Raw genomic sequence first — 21607 nt, 5'->3', positions numbered from 1 at the left:
CGATGTCCCGGCGCACTGCGCGCTGTCCCGCCAAGCACGGCAGCCCAACGCCGACATCGATCGCATCACAACACGGGATGTGCCGAGCCCACCACTGTCCTCATTCGACTGCTAAGAGTGTCGGCGCGATCACGGAAAGCCAGTCGGCGATCCCTTATCGCCTTACCATGACGGAAATCGGCCGCTGACCGCGAAACTCCTGGTCACGCGGGTTTCCGACCGGGCTCGCCGACTGGATCCGCCCTTGGGCGAACGGTGGGAGAAGCGAACGGCACGGAGCACGCGGCCTCCAGCCGTCACCAGCCGCCACACCCGCGAAGGCGACTGGACGCCGCACGAGTCCGCACCGGCAACACGACCTGATGCAGACTGGCCTCAGCTACGAGCACGGCAGGCACGACCGGCTGGGCGAGCGGGCGACGATGCCAGCACGCCTCGCACCCAAGCCGCGAGCCGCGCGGCGGGGTTCACGAGGTGAACACGGGGTTCGACGTCCCGGGCGCGGATCTCGACCTCCCGAACGCGGATCTCGGCGTCGGGAACGCGGATCTCGGCGACCTGAACGCAGAACTCGCGCGCATGAGCGCCCGGCTCGCGCCTGGACGCGCGTTGGCGATGGCCCCTCCGGATCACCCGGAGCACATGGTCAACCACCCTGCGGCCGATTTCCCTCATCCATCTATACATCGCCGCCGTTCTCACGTAGGTTCGCCGAAACTCAAGCCTGATTCACTCACCGAGAACTCGCTCGGGCCACGTGGCAACCGGAGCACCCGCGACGTTCCGGCCCAGCGATACGCCGAAACCAACCCCAGTTCCACCCACGGCACACATGTGGCCAGACACGAACCAGCCCAGCGACACCAGGAAAGGCAACCGTGGAACAGCTCAGCGACCTCGACCGGCGCATCCTCGCCGCATTGCAGCTTGACGGCCGCAGTTCGTGGGCCGAGGTCGCCCGCCTTTCCGGCACGACGGAAAGCACGGCCGCCCGTCGCGGAGGGCGCATGCTCGACGACGGAACGGTGCGGGTCATCGGGGTGGCCGACCCGCTCGTGTGCGGTCTCGGCCAGCCGGTTCTGGTCAAACTCGGCTGCGCGCCCGGTTCGGTGCGCACGGTCATCGACGTGCTCGCGGCCCGCGCCGACACGAGGTTCCTCGCACTGAGCACGGGCAACTGGGACGTGATCACCGAACTCGTCGTCCCTTCCCAGCAAGCGCTCGCCACCGCGCTGATCGACGACCTCGGTGCCATTCCCGGCGTCCACCGGTCGTCGTCGGCGCTCATCACCAAGACGTTCACGATGCGGCACGACTGGAGCAAACGACTGCTCGGCGAACCCGCCGCCCAGCAACGCTCGGTGCGAACTACCGCCCCCGCGACCCGCGTCGTGCTCGACGACATCGACAGGGGCCTGCTCGCGGCCATCGCCGACGACGGACGGCGGGCCTATCGCGACATCGCCAAGGACCTCACGCTCGGCGAAACCGGTGTGCGGCGCAGGGTGGAACGCCTGCAAGCCACGAGGGCGCTGGTGTTCAGCACGCTCGTCAATCCCGTCGTACTCGGCTTCCACGTCGAATTGCTCGCCTGGCTCAAAGTGGACCTCGCCAGGCTCGACGAGATCGCCCACCTGCTCGCGAGCAGGCCCGAAGTGCGCTACGTGTCGGCGACGGCGGGGTCGGCCGACCTCGTGTGCGAGGTGGTCCTGCCGGAAGCCGCCGACATCCACGCGTTCACCAGCAGGGTACTCGGCGCGCTCCCCGGCGTCGGCTCCGTCGAGATAGGACTGGAGCTGGAGAACCACAAGCGCGCCTACCGTCCCTTCCACCTTGCCGAGCCCCCATCGTGACCACCGCGAAGCCAAGTCAGTCCGACGTCGAAACCGGAGTTGTGTCATGCACCTGACGTATCTCTTGCCAGCACCCATGCACGTGACGGCGCTGGGCGAGACCGAGATGCGCCGCAGGGCCACCCTGCTCGGCGAGTGGTCGCCCGAGGGAACCACCGTCACGGTCTCCGCCGTCGATCGTGGACCGTCCTCCGTGGAATCTGCTTACGAGGAGTATCTCGCCATCCCCGCGATGGGCAGTGCGCTGCGCCGCGCCGAGGACGGCGGAACGGACGCCACCATTCTCGGTTGCTTCGGCGATCCGGGGCTCGACGGGTTGCGCGAGATCGCGCGCAAGCCGGTGGTCGGGCCCGCCGCCTCGGCCATGGCGCTGGCCGCGACGCTCGGTCACCGCTTCTCGATCGTCACGGTCGCCGAGGGGGTACGCCCACTGCTGCGCCGCATCGCATGGGAGACCGGTCTGCTCGACGCGCTCGACGAGGTCCGTTCCGTCGATCTCTCGGTACTCGCGATCAACACCGACAAGGAGGCCGCCTTCGCGTCACTGCGGGACGAATGCGCGAAGCTGATCGCCGACACGGACACCGACACGCTCGTGCTCGGCTGCATGAGCATGGGATTCCTCGGCGCCGCCGAACGGCTCACCACCGAACTCGGGGTGCCGGTGGTGAACCCGATCAGAGCGGCGCTGCACCAAGCACACGCGCTGCACGGCATGGGGCTGTCACACAGCACCCGCGCCTACCGCACTCCCCCCGCGCTCGCCGACGGGGCGGGTGGAGTCGACGCGCTCCTCCGCGTAGCCGAAGGTCCGAAAGAGGTCACCGCATGAGCCGCCGCACGACAGCACGCACCTGGACGGCGAGGCTGCTGGTCATGCCCGCGACCCTGGCCGCCATGGGCATCTTCGCCCCGCACGCCGTCGCCGAGGAGGCGGCCGATCCGGTGCTCGCGGGTGCCGACATCGCGGTGACGATGAACGAGGACGGCAACGACGTCGTCCGCTCGACGTTCACCCTTGCCTCGCCCCTCACCGAGGCCACCCCGGTCAACCTCCTGTTCACCCCGCACAACGGAACCGAACTCGGCGAGCTGACCGGAATATCGGGAATCGGCGACATCGGAACCCTTGACGGGGTCAGGGCCGAGGCAACGCTGCCCGAGGGAACCACCGAGTACACAGTCGAGCAACGTAACGAGCGCGACCCCGCCGCCTACGGTGTGCCGCTCGCGATTCCCGAGATCCCCACGGACAGGGCGGCCAGGATCAGCATCTCGGTGAGCCTTCCCGAGGGGCAACGGCTCGTCGGTGACACGATGCCGACTTTCCACCAGCAGTCAGAAGAAGGCGACCGGATCGTGTTGAGGCACACCAGCAGGTCGCTGCCGTCGGTCACGGTCGCCGAATATGGCACGACCTCGACCGCGTCGCTCGGCACCATCTCGTCCTGGGTGGGCGCGGTAACCCTTGTCGTGGTCGTCGTGTTCTGGCTGATTCACACCTTGCGACAGGAGCGTGCCCGGTCATGACAACACTGGCCTCCGGAACCTGGCTCACGCCGTTCGGCGTGCCCTTCGACACCGCCGTCCTGGCGGGGCTGCTGCTCACCGTGCTGGCGATCGCGCTGGCCGGCCGCCGCCGCAAGAACGACGACACCGAACCGGAAAGCGGTGACCGCTCATGAGCTTCGAAACGGCGTTCATGCTGCTGCTCGGCGGCTTCCTCATCGTGCTCGTTTTCGAGGGGTGGCGTTCGTTCAAGACCAACAAGGGCGAGGCCGACTACTTCGTCGCCGGCAGAAAAGTCGGCGCGTGGACGGGCGGTGCGAGCATCGCCGCGACCCAGATGAGCGCGGGCACCTTCGTTGGCACGGTCGGTATCCACTACCTGACCGGCGCTTCCTTCATGTGGGGCTGGGCGGGAATCTGGGTCGCCTTCCTCATCGCCGCGTTCGTGATCGCGCCGCGACTGCGCCGCTATTCGAGGGAACGCAACGCGCTGACCTTCCCCGACTTCATCGCAGACCGGTTCGGCGGCAAGGTACCGAGGGCGGTCATCTCGATTCTGCTCGTCTTGTCCTACCTGGTGTTCATGTCGGCGCAGTACCAGGCGGGAGGGGTGATCCTCGAAGCGGCCTTCGGGATCCCGTTCTTCTGGGGCGCTGTGATTCTGATGGTGCTGGTGGTCATCTACACCGTCTTCGGCGGCATGACAGCGGTGGTCCGCACCGACTTTTTGCAGCAGATGGCGATGGCGCTCGGGGTCGTGATCGGACTGCCGCTGCTGATCAGCCACGCGGGCGGCATGTCCTCGCTGGCGGCCTCGCTGCCAGCGGTCGCGCCCGAGTTCATCGGCTGGGGCTTCGGCTGGGCCGAGATCAGCAGCTTCTGGCTCGGCTTCGGTTTCGCCGCACTGTGCGCGCCGTACCTGCTGGTTCGGTTCTACTCGATGCCCGACGACCGCACCTGTCGCAGGGCTTCCGGAATCGCGCTGTTCTTCGTGCTGCTGACCGGAATCTGCATCGGCATCGCCGGAATGGTGATGCGCGTGCTGTACCCGAATCTGTCCATATCGGACGCGGCGTCGACGATTCTCGCCTCCGAAGTGCTACCACCGTTCGTCGGCGCGCTGTTGCTCACCGCGGTCATCATGGCCGTGCTGAGCACTGTGGACTCCGTGCTTCTGGTGGCAGGGCCCGCGATCTCCTACGACCTCTACACCGCGCTCCTTCGCCCCGACACCTCGGAGCGGCGCAGGACGATCATCAACCGGTGGGTCACGCTGGTGATCGGCATGCTGCCCGTCCTGCTGACCTTGCAGGAACTGGACATCGTGCAGTTCGTCGTGCTCAGCTACGCGGCGCTGCTCGGCAGCACGGTCACCGCGCCGGTGTTGCTCGGCCTCTACTGGCGCAGGGCGACGAAGGTCGGCGCCGTGTGGTCGATGGTCTCCGGATTCGGCACCTGTCTACTGTGGTATGTCATCGACGGACCGTTCTTCGAACCCGTTGTTCCCGGCGTCGTCGCGGGCTTCGCCGGCATGATCATCGGTTCGCTGCTCAGCAAACCCATGAAGCCAGAGGAACTCACCTCGTTCTTCCCGCTCGATTCCTGGAAACCGGCCAAGACCAGGAAACCAACCGTTGTCAGTGGCTGAACAAGAAAGGAAGGCATAGCGGCATGGTGGAGAAAACCGGCGCGCAGCCCTTGCGCTACCAGGGATACCGCTCGTTCGACGCGCTAGCGCCAGGCGAGGACTACATCGAGTTCACCCTTGCCAAGGAGATCGGCAGGGTGAACTCACGAGGCCCGGAGCTGACCGAAACCCAGCGGGAGCGGGTCGCCCGGCTGCTCGCCGACAACACCGTCATCTCGTTGCACGACCACACGAGCGTCTTCCCTGAGGACATCACCGAGACGTTCTCCTACAACAGGACGGGCCGCCACCACACCGGCTACGAGGGACTGTCCCTTTCCGGGATCGACGCGGTCTTCGAGAACTTCATGGACGGCACCTGCTGCATCACCTCGACCATGGGGTGGAAGTGGGAGGACGTGCTCGTCGATCTCGGCATGCGCTACTCCGACATCGCCAAGCAGGACTTCGTCGTGAAGGCCGAGCGGGTCTCCGACATCGCCAACGCCCGCGCCAACGGGCAGATCGCGCTCGTGCCCTCGCTTGAGGCGGCGACGCCGATCCAGAACGAGGTCGACAGGGTCGACGTGCTGTACGGCTTCGGGGTGCGGCAGATGGGCATCGCCTACAGCGAGTCGAACACCCTCGGCTCCGGACTGCGCGAACGGTACGACGGTGGGCTCACCTATTTCGGCGAGAAGGCCGTGCGGCGGATGAACAAGCTCGGCATCGCCATCGACGTGTCACACTCCGGTGACCGCACCAGCATGGACACGATCAAGGCTTCCACGCAGCCGATCTTCATCACCCACGCCGGTGCGCGCTCGGTGTGGCCGACGCGCAGGATGAAGCCGGACGATGTGATCATCGCCTGCGCGGAACGCGGTGGGGTGATCGGCATCGAGGCGGCGCCGCACACCACGATGAGCCCGAACCACCCCGCGCACAACCTCGACGCGTTCATGGAGCACTTCACCTACTGCGTCGAACTGGTGGGAATCGACCACGTGGCCTTCGGCCCCGACACGTTGTTCGGTGACCACGTCGGCCTGCACGACACCTTCGCGAAGCACCTTTCGATCTCGGCTGCCCACGACGGCCCCGAGTTCGACAAGGTCGACTTCGTCGACGGCATCGAGAACCCCGCCGAGGAGTTCCACCACATCACCGGCTGGCTCGTCGCGCACGACTACTCCGACGACGAGATCGGCAAGGTGCTCGGCGGCAACATCCTGCGAGTGCTCGACCAGGTCTGGTGAGACCCGGCAGCGGGGCGGTTCACCGGAGAACCGCCTCGCTGCCATCCATCCCTCGTACGCGGGCCGTAACCGAGCGCGCGGTCGAGCATGATGTGCGAAAGCCAGGCCAGCGCGGCAGGGAAGAACAGCAACAACGTGGTATGACTGATCGGCAGGGTCGCCGAAAGCACCAGCACGACCGCGGGCGGCGCCCAGTGGTGCAACAGGTTGTAGAGCGGCACGGCCCTGCGGGGCAATTGCCCCTTCTCGGCGGGAGCGCCGATCGCCGCGAAGAAGGCGAGATCGGGCAGGATGAACCCTGCCACGACGAGCGGGACGACGACTCCGCCGTACTTGACGGCCTCGAACACGGCGAACGCCAGCAGGAACAGCCCGAACAACGCGGCGGCGATTCGTCTCATCTCAATTCTCCTTCTCGGACAGTGAGCGCAGTCCGGCTTCGATGATGTCGACGGCCTTGTCGAAACTGGTGTCGAGTTCGGTGGGAAGACCGAACCCGCCCAGTTCTTCCAGTACGACGAAGCCGTGTACGCCGCTGCGAATGAGTCTCGCGGCGTGGATGGCGTCCTCGCCGTCGAGCGCGTAGCCACGCAACACGGCGAGCAGGAGGTCGAGCAGTTCGCCCGACCGCGTCGCGAACTCGGCGCCGAGCGGCGACGTCGCGGGGAACCGGTACTGGGTCGCCGCGTAGCGCCCGGGATTCCGGCGCGCGTAGTCGCGGTAGCAGCGACAGCAGGCGCGCAGCGCGTCCCTGCCCGCGAGGCCGACCGCCGCGTCCCTGATCGCGTCGGCGAGCTCGGTCGCCCCCAGCACGCCGAGCCTGCACCGCAACTCGTCGAGCCCCCCGACATGCTTGTACAGCGAGGGAACCCGCACTCCGACGCGGGCGGCGACCTTCGCGAGCGACAGCGCGCCGAAACCGTCGGTGTCGGCGATGTCGGCTGCCGCCGACACCAGCTGGGCCGTGGTCAGTCCCCTTCTCGGCATCAGGCCAGCACCTTTCGCAGGAACGGCAGTACCACGGCGGCGGTTTCGCCGGGTGCCTCGGCAGCGGGGTAGTGACCGCAGCCCTTGATCATGGCCACCGCGCCGTCAGGGACGAGGGCGGCGACCGCGTCGGCCTCGGCGACCGGATCGGGAAAGTCGGGATCGGCGCCACCCATGACGACCAGCACGGGGCACCGCACGCGCGGCGCGGCCGCCTCGCCGGGCGACTGATCGGCAGCGAGCATCGCCCGTAATGCCGCCATGTGCCCTGGTCTGCGCAGGCTCGCGGCGAGAGCCTTCCTCGCCGAGGCGAAGTCGGCGGGTTTTCCTCCGGTGAACAGCGAGGCCCAGTAGGCGACCCACGCGAAGGGGAACCTGCCGACCACGCCGAGCGCGACCCGCACGAGGAGCCGCTGCCGAGGCTGTCGCCGCGCGAACGGTGCGGTCAGCACGAGCCCGGCGAACGCCTCCCCCGCCTCGGCCGCCGCGACCAGCGAAGCACCTCCCGTGTAGGAGTTGCCGACCAAGACGACCGGCCCCGCGCCCAGGTGCCTGACGAGCGCCAGCACGTCCGAGGCGACCGCGGTCGTCGAATAGTCCGGCCAGTCCGCGCTCGACTCCCCCGCTCCGCGCAGGTCCATGGTCACCACGCGGTGGCCGGCGCGGGTGAGCAACGGCCGCAGGTGCCGGTATACGCCCCGGATGTCGCCGAGTCCCGGCACGCACACCACCACCGGACGCCCGGGTGTGTCGTGGCTGTCGGCCGTGTCGTCGAAGGCGACGCGGCCATGCGCGAGGTCGAGATAGCGGGTCGGCGGCGTGGTCATCGAAGACTCCTTGGGCTAGCTTTAATAGCCCTAAAGCTAATAGCATTAGCTTCAAGGCTCAAGCCCGGCCCGCGAGATTGCTCCGTTCAGTCCAGCGAGCGTCCGGTTCAGCCCGCGGCGCGCTCCAGGGCCCTCGCGGTGAGCACCCTCGCGAGATGCCTGCGGTACTCGGTGCTCGCGTGGGGCTCCTCGACCGGGCTGGTGCCCTCCGCGGCCAGCGCGGCCGCGTCGGCCAGGCTCGCGCCCTCGGCGAGCGCTCGCTCCGTCGCGGTCGCCCTCACCGGTGTGCCCGCCATGTTGATCAAGCTCACCGATGTCCCGGTCACCGCGACCCCGACGATCGCCCAGTCGATGGCCCTCCTGCGGAACTTCTCGAACCCCCAGCCGGTTCCGGCCCTCGCGGGAACCCTGATCTCGGTCAGCAGTTCGTCGGGTTCGAGCGGAGTCGTGAAGGGACCCAGGAAGAACTCCGCCGCCGGGATCTCGCGCCGCCCTTGCGGTCCCGAGACGACGAGCGCCCCATCACAGGCCAGCACGGCCGCGGAAAGATCGGCGGCGGGGTCGGCGTGCACCAGCGAGCCGCCGATCGTCCCGCGATGCCGGACCTGCTGGTCACCCACCTCTCCCGCCACGTGCGCGAGCAGCGGGGCGTGCTCGGCGAGCACCGGATCGCCGTGCAGGTCGTGAAAGCGAGACAGCGCGCCGATCACGATGTCGCCGCCCTCCTGGCGCACCTGGCGGAGACCGTCGAGTGGCGTGATGTCGACAAGCACCCCGGGCGCGGCGAGGCGCAGCTTCATCAACGGCAGCAGCGAATGCCCGCCCGCGAGCACCTTCGCCTCGTCGCCATACTGCCCGAGCATCGCGACCGCCTCGTCGACACTGGCCGCCCGAAGGTAGGTGAACCGGGCGGGAATCACCTGCCCACCTCCTGTCCCGACGCGTCGACGACGGCGTTGACGATGTTGTGGTAACCGGTGCACCGGCACAGGTTTCCTTCGAGCCCGTGGCGGACCTCCTCGCGCGTCGGCTTCGGATTGTGCGCGAGCAGCGACACCGAAGCCATGATCATCCCCGGGGTGCAGAACCCGCATTGCAGGCCGTGCTGATCCCGGAAGGCGCGCTGAACGGGATGCAGCTCACCCTCGCCGGACAGCCCTTCCAGAGTGGTGACCGCGTGCCCGTCCGCCTGCGCGGCGAGTATCGTGCAGGATTTCACCGACTCGCCGTCGAGCAGCACCGTGCACGCCCCGCACGAGGTGGTGTCGCAGCCGACATTGGTCGCCGTCAGCCCGGCGTTGTCCCTGATGAAGTGCACGAGCAGGGTGCGGTCCTCGACCTCGTCGGACACCTCGCTGCCGTTGACCTCGATGGTGACCTTCACTCAGCTCTCCTTCCTCGCGCGGGCAAGGGCCTGCCACACGCGCAGCGGCGTCGTCGGCATGTCCAGGTGGCGAACTCCCAGGTGCGACAGCGCGTCCACCACCGCGTTGTGCACCGCGGGGGTGGAGCCGATCGTGGCCGCCTCCCCGATTCCCTTGACCCCCAACGGGTTGCGGGTCGTCGGCGTCTCCATGTCCACCAGTTCGAAGTCGGGCAGCTCGGTGGCGCTGATGAAGGAGTAGTCGGCGAGCGTCGCCGTGGTCGGGTTTCCGTCCTCGTCGTAGCTCATCACCTCCAGCAGTGCCTGCGCCGAGCCCTGACCGAGGCCGCCGTGCCGCTGGCCCTCGAAGGCGAGCGGGTTGACGACCGGACCGGCGTCGTCGAGCGCCACGAGCCGCCGCAGCTCCACCTTCCCGGTCTGGGTGTCGACCTCGACGACGGCCAGATGCGCGCCGAAGGGGAACGTCGGCGTCCCTTCGGAGAACCAGACGCCGGCCGACAACGCGTCGTCGCCAGCGTGCTCGGCGAGCCGGGCCCACGTGATCGCCGGTCCGGCAGGGGCGCCGCGCACCCGCCACTGCCCGTTTTCCCTGTCCAGTTCGATGTCGTCCGGAGCGGCCTCCACCAGCTCCGCCGCCAGCCCGGCGGCCCTCGCGAGCACCTCGTCGGCGGCCTGCCTGACCGCGGAACCGCCGAGCTGCAACGACCGGGAGCCGAACGTGCCGATTCCTCTCGGCACCTCGTCGGTGTCGCCGTGCCGCACGGTGATGCGGTCCATCGGAACCCCGAGCTGATCGGACAACAACATCGCCAGCGACGTCGCAAGGCCCTGCCCGTGAGGCGAACTCCCCGTGTAGGCCGTGACGCTGCCGTCCCGATGGATGTCGATCCGGCCGCTTTCGCCTCCGGCGTCGCCGCCGGTGATCTCCACGTAGGCCGCGATGCCGAGCCCGAGCGCTATCACCTCGCCAGCCGAACGCCTCGCGGCCTGCTCGGCTCTCAGCTCGTCGTAGCCCGCGGCGGCGAGCACCTTGTCGAGCGCGGCGGCGTACTCACCGCTGTCGTAGGTGGCTCCGGTCGGGGTGCGGTAGGGAAACTGGTCGGGCCGGATGAAGTTGACGCGGCGCACCTCGGCCGGATCCATGCCGATCTCGGCCGCGAACAGATCCATACCGCGCTCGATGGCCGCCGTCGCCTCCGGCCTTCCCGCGCCCCGGTAGGCAGCGACCGGTGTCGTCGTCGTGACCACTCCTCTGCTTCCCGTCTCGACGCGGGGAAACCGGTAGACGCCGGGGGCCATCAGTTCGGTCAGCGTCGGCAGGAACAGCGCGCGAGGGTAGGCACCGGCGTCCTGCACGACGTCGAGCCGCACGACCTCGACGGTTCCGTCCCGCCGTCCGCCGATGGTCACCGTGTTGCGCTGCGCCCTGCCGTGAGTCATCGCGGTGAGGTTCTCGCTGCGGGTCTCGGCCCAGCGCACCGGTCTTCCGGCCGCCCTCGACGCCCACGCGAGCAGCACCGCCTCCGGGTCGGCGCCGATCTTGGCGCCGAAGCCACCTCCCACGTCGGGCGCCACGATCCGCACCTCGTCCTCGCCGATGCCAAGGGCCGCGGCGACGGACATCCTCGCGATCTGCGGGTTCTGCGTCGACAGCCAGCAGGTGAGCCGCCCTTCGGCAGTCCAAGCGCAGGCGGAGCCCCGCGCCTCCAGCGGCGCTGGAGCGACTCGCTGGTTGACGATCGTCTGCTCGACGACGACCTCGCAGCCGTCGAAGGCGTTGTCGTCGAAGCCGTCCGGAGCGAGGCCGTTGGCCTGGGCGACGTTGCCGTCGAGTTCGGCGTGTACGACGGTCTCACCAGCGAGCGCGGCCTCGATGCTCGCCACAGCCGGAAGCGGGTCGTAGTCGACGTCGACCAGCTCCGCGGCGTCGGCGAGCTGGTAACGCCGCTCGGTCAGCACCAGTGCCACCGGCTCGCCGACATACCGCACGACCCCGTCGGCCAGCCATGGCTGCGGAACCGGCCCCGCGGGCTGGGCAGGCAGATCGACGTCGCTCGCCGTGAACACGGCGAGCACCCCCGGCGCGGCAAGCGCCGCCGACGTGTCGATGCCGGTGATGCGCGCGTGGGCGAGCGGGCTACGCACGAACACCGCGTGCGCGGCCCCGGCGAGCGCCTCCTCCCGCAGATCCTCGACGTAAGTGCCACCGGCGGTGATCAGCGTGCCGTCCTCGACCCTGACCACTCTGGTGCCGACGATGCTCATCCGGGCTCCCTTCGGCTCTCGCTGCGATCATGCCCCTCCACGCCCCCGCGCGTCGCGGATCGGAGCCCGGGTTTCCGTTGAGCGGAAGGGGAATCACCGGGTGGAGCCATGTTCGAGCCCGCGGCGGCGCGAAAATTCCGGTCGCCGTCGAGGCACCGAACGCGCGCACGTCGCCCGCCGAAGCACTGCCACGGCGAACGGGGCACTGTTCCGGCACCGTCTAGTCCACTGTGGACTCAGCGGAACGCGCGCGGTAACGGACCCAGAAGTCCGAGATGACCGCCGGACGGACCACGTCCGGCCGCTCGGCGATGATGGCCACGCGTCCCGTGCTCGATCGGCCGCCCAGGCCATGTTCGGCAGCGACGGCACGAGTACCGCCAAACGCGTCAAGGCACTCGCCGCAACGGTAGCGATCCCGCGCGGCACCGTCCCGCGCCGGGATGCTGGTGGCCCCGGTGTTCGGGCGGCCTCGGGTGCAGCACGCGTCGTTGAAGCTCCCTTTGCCGGGAATCTCGTTCACGCGGTCGGAGCAGGCGGCACCGCCATCGCGCAGCGGTCATGGAGCACGCACGCCGCCTTCTGCATGCGCGCGAGCTGATCCGCCAGCGCCCTTCCCTCCGGCACGGACCCGGTCACGGGGTGGAACATCGGCAGGTCGCCCCGCTGCCGCCACACCGCGAACGCCCGGTCCTCCGTGGCCGCGAGCACCAGCCGGATCTCGGCACTGTCGGGAACATCGGCCAGCGTCCGCCCCGTCGCATGCAGCTTCGCCAGTTCCTCCGGCGGATAGTCGACGTTGTGATATGCCTCGACGACGGCCAGATGCGCCAGCGGTTTGCTCGGGTAGGCGACGCGCCACACCCTGTCGTTCAGCGGCTGCCTTCCGGCGGCCCGCTCCATCAGATCGGCGAAGGCCACGAGGCTTCCCTTCTCCGAATCGGCGGCAGGCAACCGGATCGGCCCGACGTCGATGGGCGCCGGCTCGCCCGGTGGCAAGGCGAGCACCGAGTCCCGCACGCACACCCGGTACAGCACGGGCGCCGTCAGATGCCAGCCCTCCGCCTGGTGTTGCCTTTCGACGGCGGCCATGATGTCGACCAGCAGCCCGCGAGCTCCCCGCTGGCCGTGCTCGCTCACCGGAACCCCGGGAGGAGCGGCTCGCTCCGCCCGCATCGTGCCTTTCGGCCCCAGCCGTGCCCGATATCTCATATCGCGCATTCCTCCCTCACTGTCCGTTGTGGACATGGGTGTCGGCGGCGCACGCTCAGCCGGTCGCCTCGCCCGGCATCCATGAGCGCTCGCGCCGCCCGCGACCCACGGCTCCCACACGCCCGCCCTGTTTTCCCGCCATAACCACGGCGAGTGTGGGGATACGACGCGCACGAAGGCAGTGCATCCGTATCCCTGCGAATGCCGTGGCAACGTCGACCGCCCCGGGGTCTTGGCGGGGCGACGGCCCGCACTCCATGTGTCGCCACGGGCAGCCCGGACTACCCTGCCACGGAAAGGGAGTCCTGTCCGCTGTCTCGGCCATGCTTCGCCTGGATGAGGGAACGCGGCACCCCGTTCATCCGGGTCGCGCAACGACCTCGGCAGGCATTTTCTCCTGACACCGAGCGGAAAGCCACTGGACTGAGCGGGCGCTAAGTTTGCTCCGTTCGGCCGATCCAGCGTTCAGATAATGAAAAACGCCCACTGGAGACCGCCAGTAGCGACCCCTATTCTTCCCGTGCCGTGGTGACACTGCTCCTCCACCAGTGTGACCACCGTGATTCGGTCGGCCGGTTCCCCGGGGGTACCGGTCGGCCTCAGCTGCTTGCCCAGTGCATGTCAGGTGAAAAACCGCCGCCGTTCGCCAGCCGCCAATTCCGCCGAAACGCCCTTATAGTGCACTATCGAGCACCCGTCGGCCGGGAAGGTACCTGTGCAGAAGCGGCCATGGCACGACCCCGAGCACGTCGTGACCGTCGCGTTGCCCGTGCTCACCTTGCGGGTCGCGAGCGAGAGCACCTGGCCCAAGGACGACCCGCGACAGTGGGAAAGGGTGCGCGGCAACAGCTACCGCCGCAGAGCGGGACCGCAATGGGTGCTGCGGGTGTCTCGGCGCGATCTGGCGGCGCTGGAACAGTACCTCCGCAAGGAGGTTGCCGAACTGGAGTCGGTGACCTTTCCCCGGCTGGGCTGGGACCGGTACGCGATCTTGCGCGCCTGCCGGACCGCGATCGACCGGATCCACGAGTTCGCCTGGCAGGAGGACTGACCCGCCGCGAGTCCCCCGCCCAGGGCGCCGAGATCCGCACTCGTGCGCGCGAGATCCGCGCTCGGAACGCGTCGAGCGGTGTGAGAAAGCCGCCGGGTGAGGTACCCTGCCCGCTGGCACGACTCTCGATGTCACCGTCGATGGCCCCGGGTGCGCCGCGAAGCACCCACATCCATGATCACCGAGTCTGATCAGCACGTCGCGGGAAACCCCGCACGATCGACCGAAGGGCGGCCCGCGCCGCGAATCGGCACGCGAGGGGAGGCGATCTCCCCCGCCAGGTGAGCGGGCCGCGCCGGAACGCCATCCGGCCTCGCACCCGCTCCGAGATCGCGGCGAACCGCCGACGGCGAACCCACCGGTGCTGGGGGCATCTCGTCGCGGCACCGTTGTGGCCGCTGCACGGCGCCAACCTCGGTACCCTCCTGCGAACCTGTGACGCCGTCGGCGCATGCCTCGCCGTCCCCCGGTTTCCCTGGGTTCCGGAGGCACTCGCACGCGGAAACACCCTGCGCAAGCCCACCTGCGTGCACACGACCGGCGACCCGGCGGGATGGCTGGCGGGACGACGCGAAGCGGGCTGGCGGCTCATCGGTGTCGAACTGGCCGACGAAGCCACCCGGCTCGGCGACCTTCCCGCGGCCCGCACGCCGACGGTCGCGGTACTGGGGCACGAACAGGACGGCATTCCCGCCGAAGCGCTCGACCTGCTCGACGGGGCCGTCGAAATACCGATGGTGGGCCACGGTCAATCGCTCAACGTCGCGGTCGCCGGATCACTCGTGCTCTACAAACTGGCCGGACTCATGTAGCAGGGCCTCGCTCCGCCGCTTTCTCAAGGCCGTCGAGCACCAGCACGAGACCGGCCTCGAACGCCTGCCGTCCTTCGCGCTCAAGGTAGGACCCCTCCGAATCGTGGTCGACGTCGAAGGCGCCCTCGCTCGCCAGTTTGGCGACGACGGGGAACCGCGCCTCGAAGTCGGGCGCGACCTCGTCCAGCATCGCCGATCTCGGAAACCACCAGTCCTCATCGGACACTCCGGTGAGCTGTCCGGCCTGGCGCGCCTCGGCGACGTTGCGGGCGGCTCCCTTGACGAAGTGGAACAGCACTCCGATGGTCGGCGGTATCCGCCTGGCCGCCATCCCGGTCTCGGTGACGATGCCGAGCACCGCATCGAGGCCCGCGTACTCGTGCGGGCCGAGCACCGGCCTCGCCTGGGACACCTGCAACACCCACGGATGGCGAAGGTAGAACCGCCACAGGTCCTCGGCCCACTCGGTGAGCGCCGCGCGCCAGCCCGCCCCGGTGTCGTAGCGAACGGGAAGTTCGGCGTGCACGGAGTCGTACATGAGGTCGAGCAGTTCGGTCTTGCTCGGCACGTAGGTGTAGAGCGCCATGGCCGTGCGGCCAAGCGACTCCCCCACCGACCTCATCGACAGCGCGGGAAGTCCGCGCTCGTCGGCGAGTGAAATGGCGGTCTCCACGATCAGGTCGACGCTGAGTCCCGGCTTCGGTCCCGGCCCCTTCTTGATCCGATCGCCGGATTTTTCCCTCCACAGCAACGACATCGACCGCCGAGGGTCCCCCTGTGCCGCGAAGACGACCACCTGAGACACCATCCCTTTATGCTGTAAAGTATCCTGCCCTCTGACATCTTTTTACACCATAAACTACCGGGGGTAACGCATGGGCTCTTCACCGCAGCCTGCCGCGGACAGCCATGACCTCATCGAGGTCAGAGGAGCGAGGGAGAACAACCTGGCCGACATCTCCCTCGACATCCCCAAACGCCGTCTCACCGTGTTCACCGGCGTCTCCGGATCAGGGAAGTCCTCGCTCGTCTTCGGCACCATCGCCGCCGAGTCCCAGCGGCTGATCAACGAGACGTACACGGCCTTCATCCAGTCGTTCATGCCGAGCCTCGGGCGGCCCGACGTCGACGCGCTCCGCAATCTCAGCGCGGCCATCGTCGTCGACCAGGAGCGGATGGGCGCCAATTCCCGGTCGACGGTCGGCACGGCCACCGACGCGCACACCATGCTGCGCATCATCTTCAGCCGCGTCGGCGTCCCGCACGTCGGTACCTCGACCGCCTTCAGCTTCAACAGCACCGAAGGCATGTGCACCGAATGCGAAGGGCTCGGCCAGGCGACCGACATCGACCTCACACACGTCGTCGATGTCGAACGCTCGCTCAACGAGGGCGCCGTCCTCGCCCCCAACTTCGCGGTGGGTTCGTGGTACCTGCAAGTGCTCGCCGGATCGGGCCTCGTGGACCCCGACCTCCCGCTCAAGGACTACACCGACACCCAGTGGGACGACCTGCTGTACAAGCCGACCACGAAGATCAAACAGGGCGGCAGCACGATCACCTACGAGGGACTGATGGTCAAGGTGCGGCGGCTCTACCTCGGCAAGGATCGCGAGTCGATGCAGAGCCACATCCGCGCCTTCGTCGACAAGGCGGTCACGTTCACCACCTGCAAGATGTGCGGCGGCAGCAGGCTCAACGAGGCTGCGCTGTCGGCGAAGATCCACGGGCGCAACATCGCCGACTGCGCCGCCATGCAGATCAGCGACCTCGCCGTGTTCGTCAAGGGCATTTCCGAACCGTCGGTGGCCCCGCTCGCCGCGACGTTGAGCGAGACCCTCGACTCGCTCGTCGAGATCGGACTCGGCTACCTGAGTCTCGACCGCGAGTCCGGAACCCTCTCCGGAGGGGAGGCGCAACGGGTCAAGATGGTGCGCCACCTCGGATCCAGTCTCACCGACGTCACCTACGTCTTCGACGAGCCGACCGTCGGACTGCACCCGCACGACATCCAGCGTATGAACGACCTGCTGCTTCGCTTGCGGGACAAGGGAAACACCGTCCTCGTCGTCGAACACAAACCGGAAACCGTCGCCATCGCCGACCACGTCGTCGACCTCGGCCCCGGAGCGGGCTCGGCCGGCGGAACACTGTGCTACGCGGGCGATGTGGCCGGGCTGCGCGCGTCGGGCACGCTCACCGGAAGGCACCTCGGGCACAGGGCTTCGCCGCGCGCGCGGCCGAGAACTCCCGCCGCGTGGCTGCCCATCACCGGAGCAACGCTGCACAATCTCAAGGACGTGAACGTCGACATCCCGCTCGGCGTTCTCACGGTCGTCACCGGCGTCGCGGGATCGGGCAAGAGTTCGCTCATCCACGGTTCGCTGTCCCCACGGGACGGGGTCGTCGTGGTCGACCAGTCGGCGATCAGGGGATCGCGGCGCAGCAACCCGGCGACCTACACCGGGCTGCTCGATCCCATCCGGTCGGCGTTCGCGAAGGCCAACGGTGTCAAGCCGGGATTGTTCAGCGCCAACTCCGAAGGCGCGTGCCCCAACTGCAAAGGCATCGGCCTCGTCTACACCGACCTGGCGATGATGGCAGGCGTGGCGACCGTGTGCGAGGAATGCGCCGGTAACCGATTCATCCCCGAGGTGCTGACGTATACGTTGCGGGGCAAGAACATCAGCGAAATTCTCGGCATGTCCATCGGCCGGGCCCGCGAGTTCTTCCCCGACGGGCAGGCCGGCGTGATCCTGAACCGGCTCGTCGACGTCGGGCTCGGTTATCTCGGCCTTGGGCAGCCGTTGACCACCCTGTCCGGCGGCGAGCGCCAGCGGCTCAAGCTCGCGATCCGGATGGCGGAGAAGGCGGCGACCTATGTGCTGGACGAGCCGACCACCGGCCTGCATCTGGCCGACGTGGACCAGTTGCTCGGCCTGCTCGACCGGCTCGTCGACGACGGCAACACCGTCGTGGTGATCGAGCACCACCAGGCGGTGATGGCTCACGCGGACTGGATCATCGACCTCGGTCCCGGTGCCGGGCAGGACGGTGGGCAGGTGGTGTTCACGGGGACGCCGGCAGAGCTGGTCGCGGGCGCGGACACCCTCACGGCCCGTCACCTCAGGGAGTACGTGGGCACCGACTGACCTCAGGGCGTGGGCAGGCGGGTGCCTGCCCACGCCCTGAGGGCGGGCGGCTGCCGGACGGTGACCGAACCCGGGTACGCGCAACAGGCCCCGCACAGCTTTTGACGCCGCGGCCTCGTTCGGCAGACGGTGGCGGCCCGGCGCCGTCGTCCCGCGCGCTAGCGCAGTTTGTCGGCGTTGCCGGCGATGAACTCCGCGAACGTCGTCCCTCCGCGGCCGTTGATCCGCTCGAAGGTCGGCAGCGCGACCTCCGGGTGCTCGGTGAACCGCGCGTCGAGGTCGAGCATCCAATCGGCGGCCTCACCCCAGCCCGCGTCGTACATCTCCTTGTACGCCTCTTCCCTGGTTTGCTCGACGAACCGGATGTCCCTGCCGATCACCTCGCCGATGATCCGCACCATGTCGGTCCGCTTGAGGCTTTCGGGACCGGTCAGCATGTACTTCTTGCCGTGATGACCGTCTTCCAGCAGCGTGGCCGCCGCCGTGGCGGCAATATCGCCGAGGTCGATCGGTGCATAGGTAGCGGCGCCGTAGGCCCCCTTCACCGCACCGTCGCCCTTGATCTGGTCAGCCCAGTCCAATGAATTGATGAAGAACTGACCGACGCGCAGGCACGTCCATTCGAGACCGGAGTTCTCTACCGCCTTTTCGATCGCGTGATAGTGCCACTCGCTCTCGTCGCGTTCAGCCTCCCTGTCGGCATCGATCTGGGACAGCGCCACAATCCGGCGCACACCCGCCCTTTTCGCCATGTCGACGACATCGTGCACGGTGCCGGGCAGCGGTGCGAGGTACATCCGCTCGACGCCTTCGAGCGCCGGTGGCAAGGTGTCCAACTCGCCGAGGTAACCCTCGATCACCTCGACGTCCGCGGGAAGTGCGGCCTTCCTCGGGTTCTTGGTCAATGCCCTGACGGGCGCTCCCGCTGCCCTGAGCCGGTCGACTACCAGCCGACCTACGCTGCCCGTAGCACCGGTAACGAGAAATGTCATGCCGTGGAGCCCCTTCAGTTCGATACCCGTACGGAATCGAGGGTACGAACCTTCACAGGCTCCCCGCATATTCCTCGCTTTATGATCTGAATCATGCGCATTTCTATGTGCGCGTCGAACCGATTTCCGGTACTGCTCGCCGGTGATCCGCAATTCGGGTCGGGTGGGCCGAAGGCCGGGTTTCAGCCACGCGCGAGGGACAATCCACGCATCGTCCACAAGTCAGGAAACCTCCACGCGCCGCGGCAGCCTGCTCCATCGCGGGCCGGCGGCGCGTCACCGGTCGAGCGGGATCGCGATGCGGGCCTGCCGGTCCTCGACGCCCGGTGTCGCGCACGGCGCCGACAGCACCGCGCCGTCGAGGTCACCGGGTTCGGCCAGCCCCACGGTCGCCGAGGTGACGACCAGCCGCTCGCCGGTGAGGCACACACTCGTCGGCTGCGTCACCGGGACCGGCAGCCGCTCGGCCAGTTCACCGTCCGGCGCGTACCTGCGTACTTCGCCGCCACCCCACATCGCCGACCACAGGAATCCCTCCGCGTCGACGGTCATCCCGTCCGGGCTGGCGCCCTCGACCGTCGCGAAGACCTCGCGCTCCCCCGGATCCCCGGTGTCCGGGTCCACCGCGAACCGGTAGATGATCCCCTCGGCGCTGTCGGCCAGGTACATCGTCGCGCCGTCGGCGGTGAACGCGGGCCCGTTGGGCACGGTGTACCCGTCCAGCACCCGGCGAACCGTCCCTTCGGTGCCGACCCGGTACACCGACCCCGCGCCGGAGGTGCCGTCGCAGGCCATGCTGCCGGCCCAGAACCTGCCGCCGGGATCGGCGACCCCGTCGTTCATCCGCATCGGTGTGGTGGCACCGTCCTCGGGCCGCGCGAGCCAGCGCACTGTCCCGTTTTCGCCGAGCACGGCGATTCCGGTGCCAGCCGCCGCGATCCACCCGCCACCGGCGAGCTTCGCGACGGCGCCGAGTGGTTCCTCAAGCGACACCAGCAACCGTGGCCCGGCCGCACCATCGCCCGGCAGTTCGAACAACCGCCCGCTCAGAATGTCCACAACGGACAGGCGGCCGTCGAATACGCGCGCGCCTTCGCCAAGTTCGAACCGCTGCCCCGGCCACGCCGTCCACGGCACCCGTTCGGTCATCGCAACGCCACTCCCTCGGTCATCGTCAGCAGCCCCAGTTCGGCACGGGTCGGCAGGCCCTCCCAGTCACCGGAGGTGGCGACCGCGAACGCGCCGCAGGCGTTGCCGCGGGCCAGCCGCTCCGGCACGGCCAGACCGTCGAGCAGAGCCGAAAGGTAGCCGCTGGTGAAGGCGTCACCGGCGCCGACGGAGTCCACAACGGCGACCCGATGACCCCGCGCGCTCCACGCGCCCTCGGCCGTGCGTGCCGAAGCACCCGCCGCGCCCTGCTTGATCACCACCTCGCCGACTCCGGAGGCCAGCAGCCGTTCGACGCCGCCGACCAGATCGAGTTCTTCCTCGGAGCCGATCACCACGCCCGCCCTGTGCGCCAGCGGGGTCAGCACTTCCGCCGCCTGCTCCGCGCTCCATAGCCGCGACCGGAAGTTGACGTCGACACTCACCGTCGCGCCCAGGTTTCCGGCCCTGTCGATCGCGGCATCGACGGCGGCCCGAGGCCCTTCCCCTAGCGCGGGGGTGATCCCGGTGAGGTGCACCAGCCTCGGTGCCTCGGACAGCGCCGCGTTCACGTCGGCCTCGGTCAGCAGGGAGCCCGCGGAGTTCGTGCGGTAGTACTGCACCCTGGTGACATCGGGAAGCCGCTGCTCGAACAGGATCAGTCCGGTCGGAGCGTCTTCGTATTCCACAGTGGACACGTCGACGCCTTCGGCGCGCAGGGTGCGCAGCACCAGCTCGCCCGGTTCGTCCCTGCCGACCCTGCTCGCCCAGCGCGTGGAGTGGCCGAGCCTGCTCAGCCCGATGGCCACCGTCGACTCCGCGCCCGCGATGGAGGCCCGCAGCGTGGTTCCCAATCGCAGCAGACCTTCCGCCCGCATGGCGACCATGGTCTCGCCGAGGGTGACGACCTCAGCCACGGGCCACCGCCACGAACTCGGCCGCCCTGCGCCGCAGCCCGTCGAGGTCCCCACCGTTCGGGGCGTCGCCAGCCAGCGGGCTACCAACGCCGACGGCGAGCGCGCCCGCCGCGAGGTAGGCGCGCAGGTCGTCGAGACCGACGCCGCCGACTGGCACCATCGGCACGTGGGGGAACGGGTCGCGCAGCGCCTTGAGGTAACCCGGGCCGAGTTCGCCCGCTGGGAACAGTTTCACCGCCGTCGCGCCCGCACGATGCGCGGCGAGCACTTCGGTGGGTGTCATCGCCCCCGCCAGCACGGGCATCCCCAGTTTCAGTGCCGCGTCGACCCCCTCGCCGAGCGCGGGGGTGACCGCGAAGGTCGCGCCCGCCTCGCGCGCGTCCCGAGCGTCGCGTTCGGTGAGCACGGTGCCCGCTCCGATGTGCGCGCCGGAGCCGAGCCTCGCTGCGATCCGTGCCAGCACATCCAGCGCGTCCGCCGAGGTGAGCGACACCTCCAGCAACCGAACGCCGGACTCGACCAGCACCTCGGCTGTGCGCTCGCACGCCGAGGGGTCGTCGCCCCGGATGATCGCCATCAGCCGGTACTCGGCCAGCAGTCCGCTCAAATCCATG

Annotated in this window: 22 protein-coding genes; 9 read left to right on the top strand and 13 right to left on the bottom strand. The window is 68.7% G+C overall.

Annotated features, from left to right (window positions below):
- The first annotated feature begins 878 nt into the window (after positions 1 to 878).
- The 6 genes from BAY61_RS13680 to BAY61_RS13660 are packed head-to-tail and all read left to right on the top strand — an operon-like array spanning position 879 to position 6248.
- A complete protein-coding gene (locus BAY61_RS13680) occupies positions 879 to 1853 on the top strand; it encodes an Lrp/AsnC family transcriptional regulator (protein ID WP_091797881.1) in 975 nt (324 codons plus the stop codon).
- Between the two features lie 46 nt (positions 1854 to 1899).
- Positions 1900 to 2685 carry an aspartate/glutamate racemase family protein gene (locus BAY61_RS13675; protein ID WP_091797878.1) on the top strand — a complete coding sequence of 262 codons (786 nt, stop codon included), beginning with the start codon at positions 1900 to 1902 and terminating at the stop codon, positions 2683 to 2685.
- Positions 2682 to 3383: a hypothetical protein gene (locus tag BAY61_RS13670; protein WP_091797875.1), complete on the top strand. Its 702-nt coding sequence runs from the start codon at positions 2682 to 2684 to the stop codon at positions 3381 to 3383. The genes BAY61_RS13675 and BAY61_RS13670 overlap by 4 nt, the downstream gene beginning before the upstream one ends.
- The gene (locus BAY61_RS32875) at positions 3380 to 3538 is read left to right on the top strand and encodes an LPXTG cell wall anchor domain-containing protein (protein WP_143021324.1); all 159 of its coding nucleotides are present in this window, start codon (positions 3380 to 3382) and stop codon (positions 3536 to 3538) included. The genes BAY61_RS13670 and BAY61_RS32875 overlap by 4 nt, the downstream gene beginning before the upstream one ends.
- Entirely contained in the window at positions 3535 to 5010 is a 1476-nt protein-coding gene (locus BAY61_RS13665; RefSeq protein ID WP_091797872.1) for a sodium:solute symporter family protein, read from the top strand. The genes BAY61_RS32875 and BAY61_RS13665 overlap by 4 nt, the downstream gene beginning before the upstream one ends.
- Before the next feature lie 23 nt (positions 5011 to 5033).
- On the top strand, positions 5034 to 6248 hold the full coding sequence (locus BAY61_RS13660; protein ID WP_091797869.1) for a dipeptidase: 1215 nt from the start codon (positions 5034 to 5036) through the stop codon (positions 6246 to 6248).
- Here the strand turns inward: BAY61_RS13660 and BAY61_RS13655 are convergent.
- The 8 genes from BAY61_RS13655 to BAY61_RS13625 form a co-directional block, all read right to left on the bottom strand.
- Positions 6179 to 6649, bottom strand: coding sequence for a DUF4260 family protein (locus BAY61_RS13655; protein WP_091797866.1), 471 nt, complete (start codon positions 6647 to 6649; stop codon positions 6179 to 6181). The two genes, BAY61_RS13660 and BAY61_RS13655, sit on opposite strands and share 70 nt — an antisense overlap.
- A 1-nt stretch (position 6650) precedes the next feature.
- Positions 6651 to 7235, bottom strand: coding sequence for a TetR/AcrR family transcriptional regulator (locus tag BAY61_RS13650; RefSeq protein ID WP_091797863.1), 585 nt, complete (start codon positions 7233 to 7235; stop codon positions 6651 to 6653).
- Positions 7235 to 8062 (bottom strand): alpha/beta fold hydrolase, encoded by an 828-nt coding sequence (locus tag BAY61_RS13645; RefSeq protein WP_091797861.1) that lies wholly within the window; start codon positions 8060 to 8062, stop codon positions 7235 to 7237. Before BAY61_RS13645 ends, BAY61_RS13650 begins: the two co-directional genes overlap by 1 nt.
- 107 nt (positions 8063 to 8169) lie before the next feature.
- Positions 8170 to 8982: an FAD binding domain-containing protein gene (locus BAY61_RS13640; RefSeq protein WP_091797858.1), complete on the bottom strand. Its 813-nt coding sequence runs from the start codon at positions 8980 to 8982 to the stop codon at positions 8170 to 8172.
- Positions 8979 to 9446 carry a (2Fe-2S)-binding protein gene (locus BAY61_RS13635; RefSeq protein WP_091797854.1) on the bottom strand — a complete coding sequence of 156 codons (468 nt, stop codon included), beginning with the start codon at positions 9444 to 9446 and terminating at the stop codon, positions 8979 to 8981. The genes BAY61_RS13640 and BAY61_RS13635 overlap by 4 nt, the downstream gene beginning before the upstream one ends.
- The gene (locus BAY61_RS13630; RefSeq protein ID WP_091797851.1) at positions 9447 to 11711 is read right to left on the bottom strand and encodes a xanthine dehydrogenase family protein molybdopterin-binding subunit; all 2265 of its coding nucleotides are present in this window, start codon (positions 11709 to 11711) and stop codon (positions 9447 to 9449) included. It lies immediately after the preceding gene.
- A 220-nt stretch (positions 11712 to 11931) separates the two neighbouring features.
- Positions 11932 to 12234 (bottom strand): hypothetical protein, encoded by a 303-nt coding sequence (locus BAY61_RS33350; RefSeq protein WP_146225273.1) that lies wholly within the window; start codon positions 12232 to 12234, stop codon positions 11932 to 11934.
- Positions 12231 to 12932 carry a hypothetical protein gene (locus tag BAY61_RS13625; protein ID WP_219341111.1) on the bottom strand — a complete coding sequence of 234 codons (702 nt, stop codon included), beginning with the start codon at positions 12930 to 12932 and terminating at the stop codon, positions 12231 to 12233. The genes BAY61_RS33350 and BAY61_RS13625 overlap by 4 nt, the downstream gene beginning before the upstream one ends.
- Before the next feature lie 706 nt (positions 12933 to 13638).
- Here BAY61_RS13625 and BAY61_RS13620 point away from each other — a divergent pair.
- Positions 13639 to 13974, top strand: a complete 336-nt coding sequence (locus BAY61_RS13620; RefSeq protein WP_091797846.1) for a hypothetical protein — start codon at positions 13639 to 13641, stop codon at positions 13972 to 13974.
- Positions 13975 to 14255: 281 nt separating this feature from the next.
- Complete coding sequence (locus BAY61_RS13615) at positions 14256 to 14786, top strand: TrmH family RNA methyltransferase (protein WP_091797842.1); 531 nt, start codon at positions 14256 to 14258, stop codon at positions 14784 to 14786.
- Here BAY61_RS13615 and BAY61_RS13610 read toward each other — a convergent pair.
- Positions 14779 to 15582 (bottom strand): TetR/AcrR family transcriptional regulator, encoded by an 804-nt coding sequence (locus BAY61_RS13610; RefSeq protein ID WP_091798900.1) that lies wholly within the window; start codon positions 15580 to 15582, stop codon positions 14779 to 14781. The two genes, BAY61_RS13615 and BAY61_RS13610, sit on opposite strands and share 8 nt — an antisense overlap.
- Positions 15583 to 15661: 79 nt before the next feature.
- Here BAY61_RS13610 and BAY61_RS13605 point away from each other — a divergent pair, with 79 nt between their 5' ends.
- A complete protein-coding gene (locus tag BAY61_RS13605; RefSeq protein WP_091797839.1) occupies positions 15662 to 17938 on the top strand; it encodes an ATP-binding cassette domain-containing protein in 2277 nt (758 codons plus the stop codon).
- Between the two features lie 158 nt (positions 17939 to 18096).
- Here BAY61_RS13605 and BAY61_RS13600 read toward each other — a convergent pair whose 3' ends face one another.
- The 4 genes from BAY61_RS13600 to BAY61_RS13585 all read right to left on the bottom strand — a co-directional run bounded on the left by BAY61_RS13600 (position 18097) and on the right by BAY61_RS13585 (position 21606).
- A complete protein-coding gene (locus BAY61_RS13600) occupies positions 18097 to 18930 on the bottom strand; it encodes an NAD(P)H-binding protein (protein ID WP_091797836.1) in 834 nt (277 codons plus the stop codon).
- A gap of 276 nt (positions 18931 to 19206) precedes the next feature.
- Positions 19207 to 20079, bottom strand: a complete 873-nt coding sequence (locus BAY61_RS13595; protein ID WP_091797833.1) for an SMP-30/gluconolactonase/LRE family protein — start codon at positions 20077 to 20079, stop codon at positions 19207 to 19209.
- Positions 20076 to 20993 carry a sugar kinase gene (locus BAY61_RS13590; RefSeq protein WP_091797830.1) on the bottom strand — a complete coding sequence of 306 codons (918 nt, stop codon included), beginning with the start codon at positions 20991 to 20993 and terminating at the stop codon, positions 20076 to 20078. Before BAY61_RS13590 ends, BAY61_RS13595 begins: the two co-directional genes overlap by 4 nt.
- Positions 20986 to 21606, bottom strand: a complete 621-nt coding sequence (locus BAY61_RS13585; protein ID WP_091798898.1) for a bifunctional 4-hydroxy-2-oxoglutarate aldolase/2-dehydro-3-deoxy-phosphogluconate aldolase — start codon at positions 21604 to 21606, stop codon at positions 20986 to 20988. The genes BAY61_RS13590 and BAY61_RS13585 overlap by 8 nt, the downstream gene beginning before the upstream one ends.
- Position 21607 lies beyond the last annotated feature (1 nt).

Source organism: Prauserella marina (genome assembly GCF_002240355.1).
Lineage (GTDB): Bacteria > Actinomycetota > Actinomycetes > Mycobacteriales > Pseudonocardiaceae > Prauserella_A > Prauserella_A marina.
The sequence above is the reverse complement of the archived record's forward strand: the minus strand, read 5'-3'. Positions and strand labels throughout refer to the sequence as shown.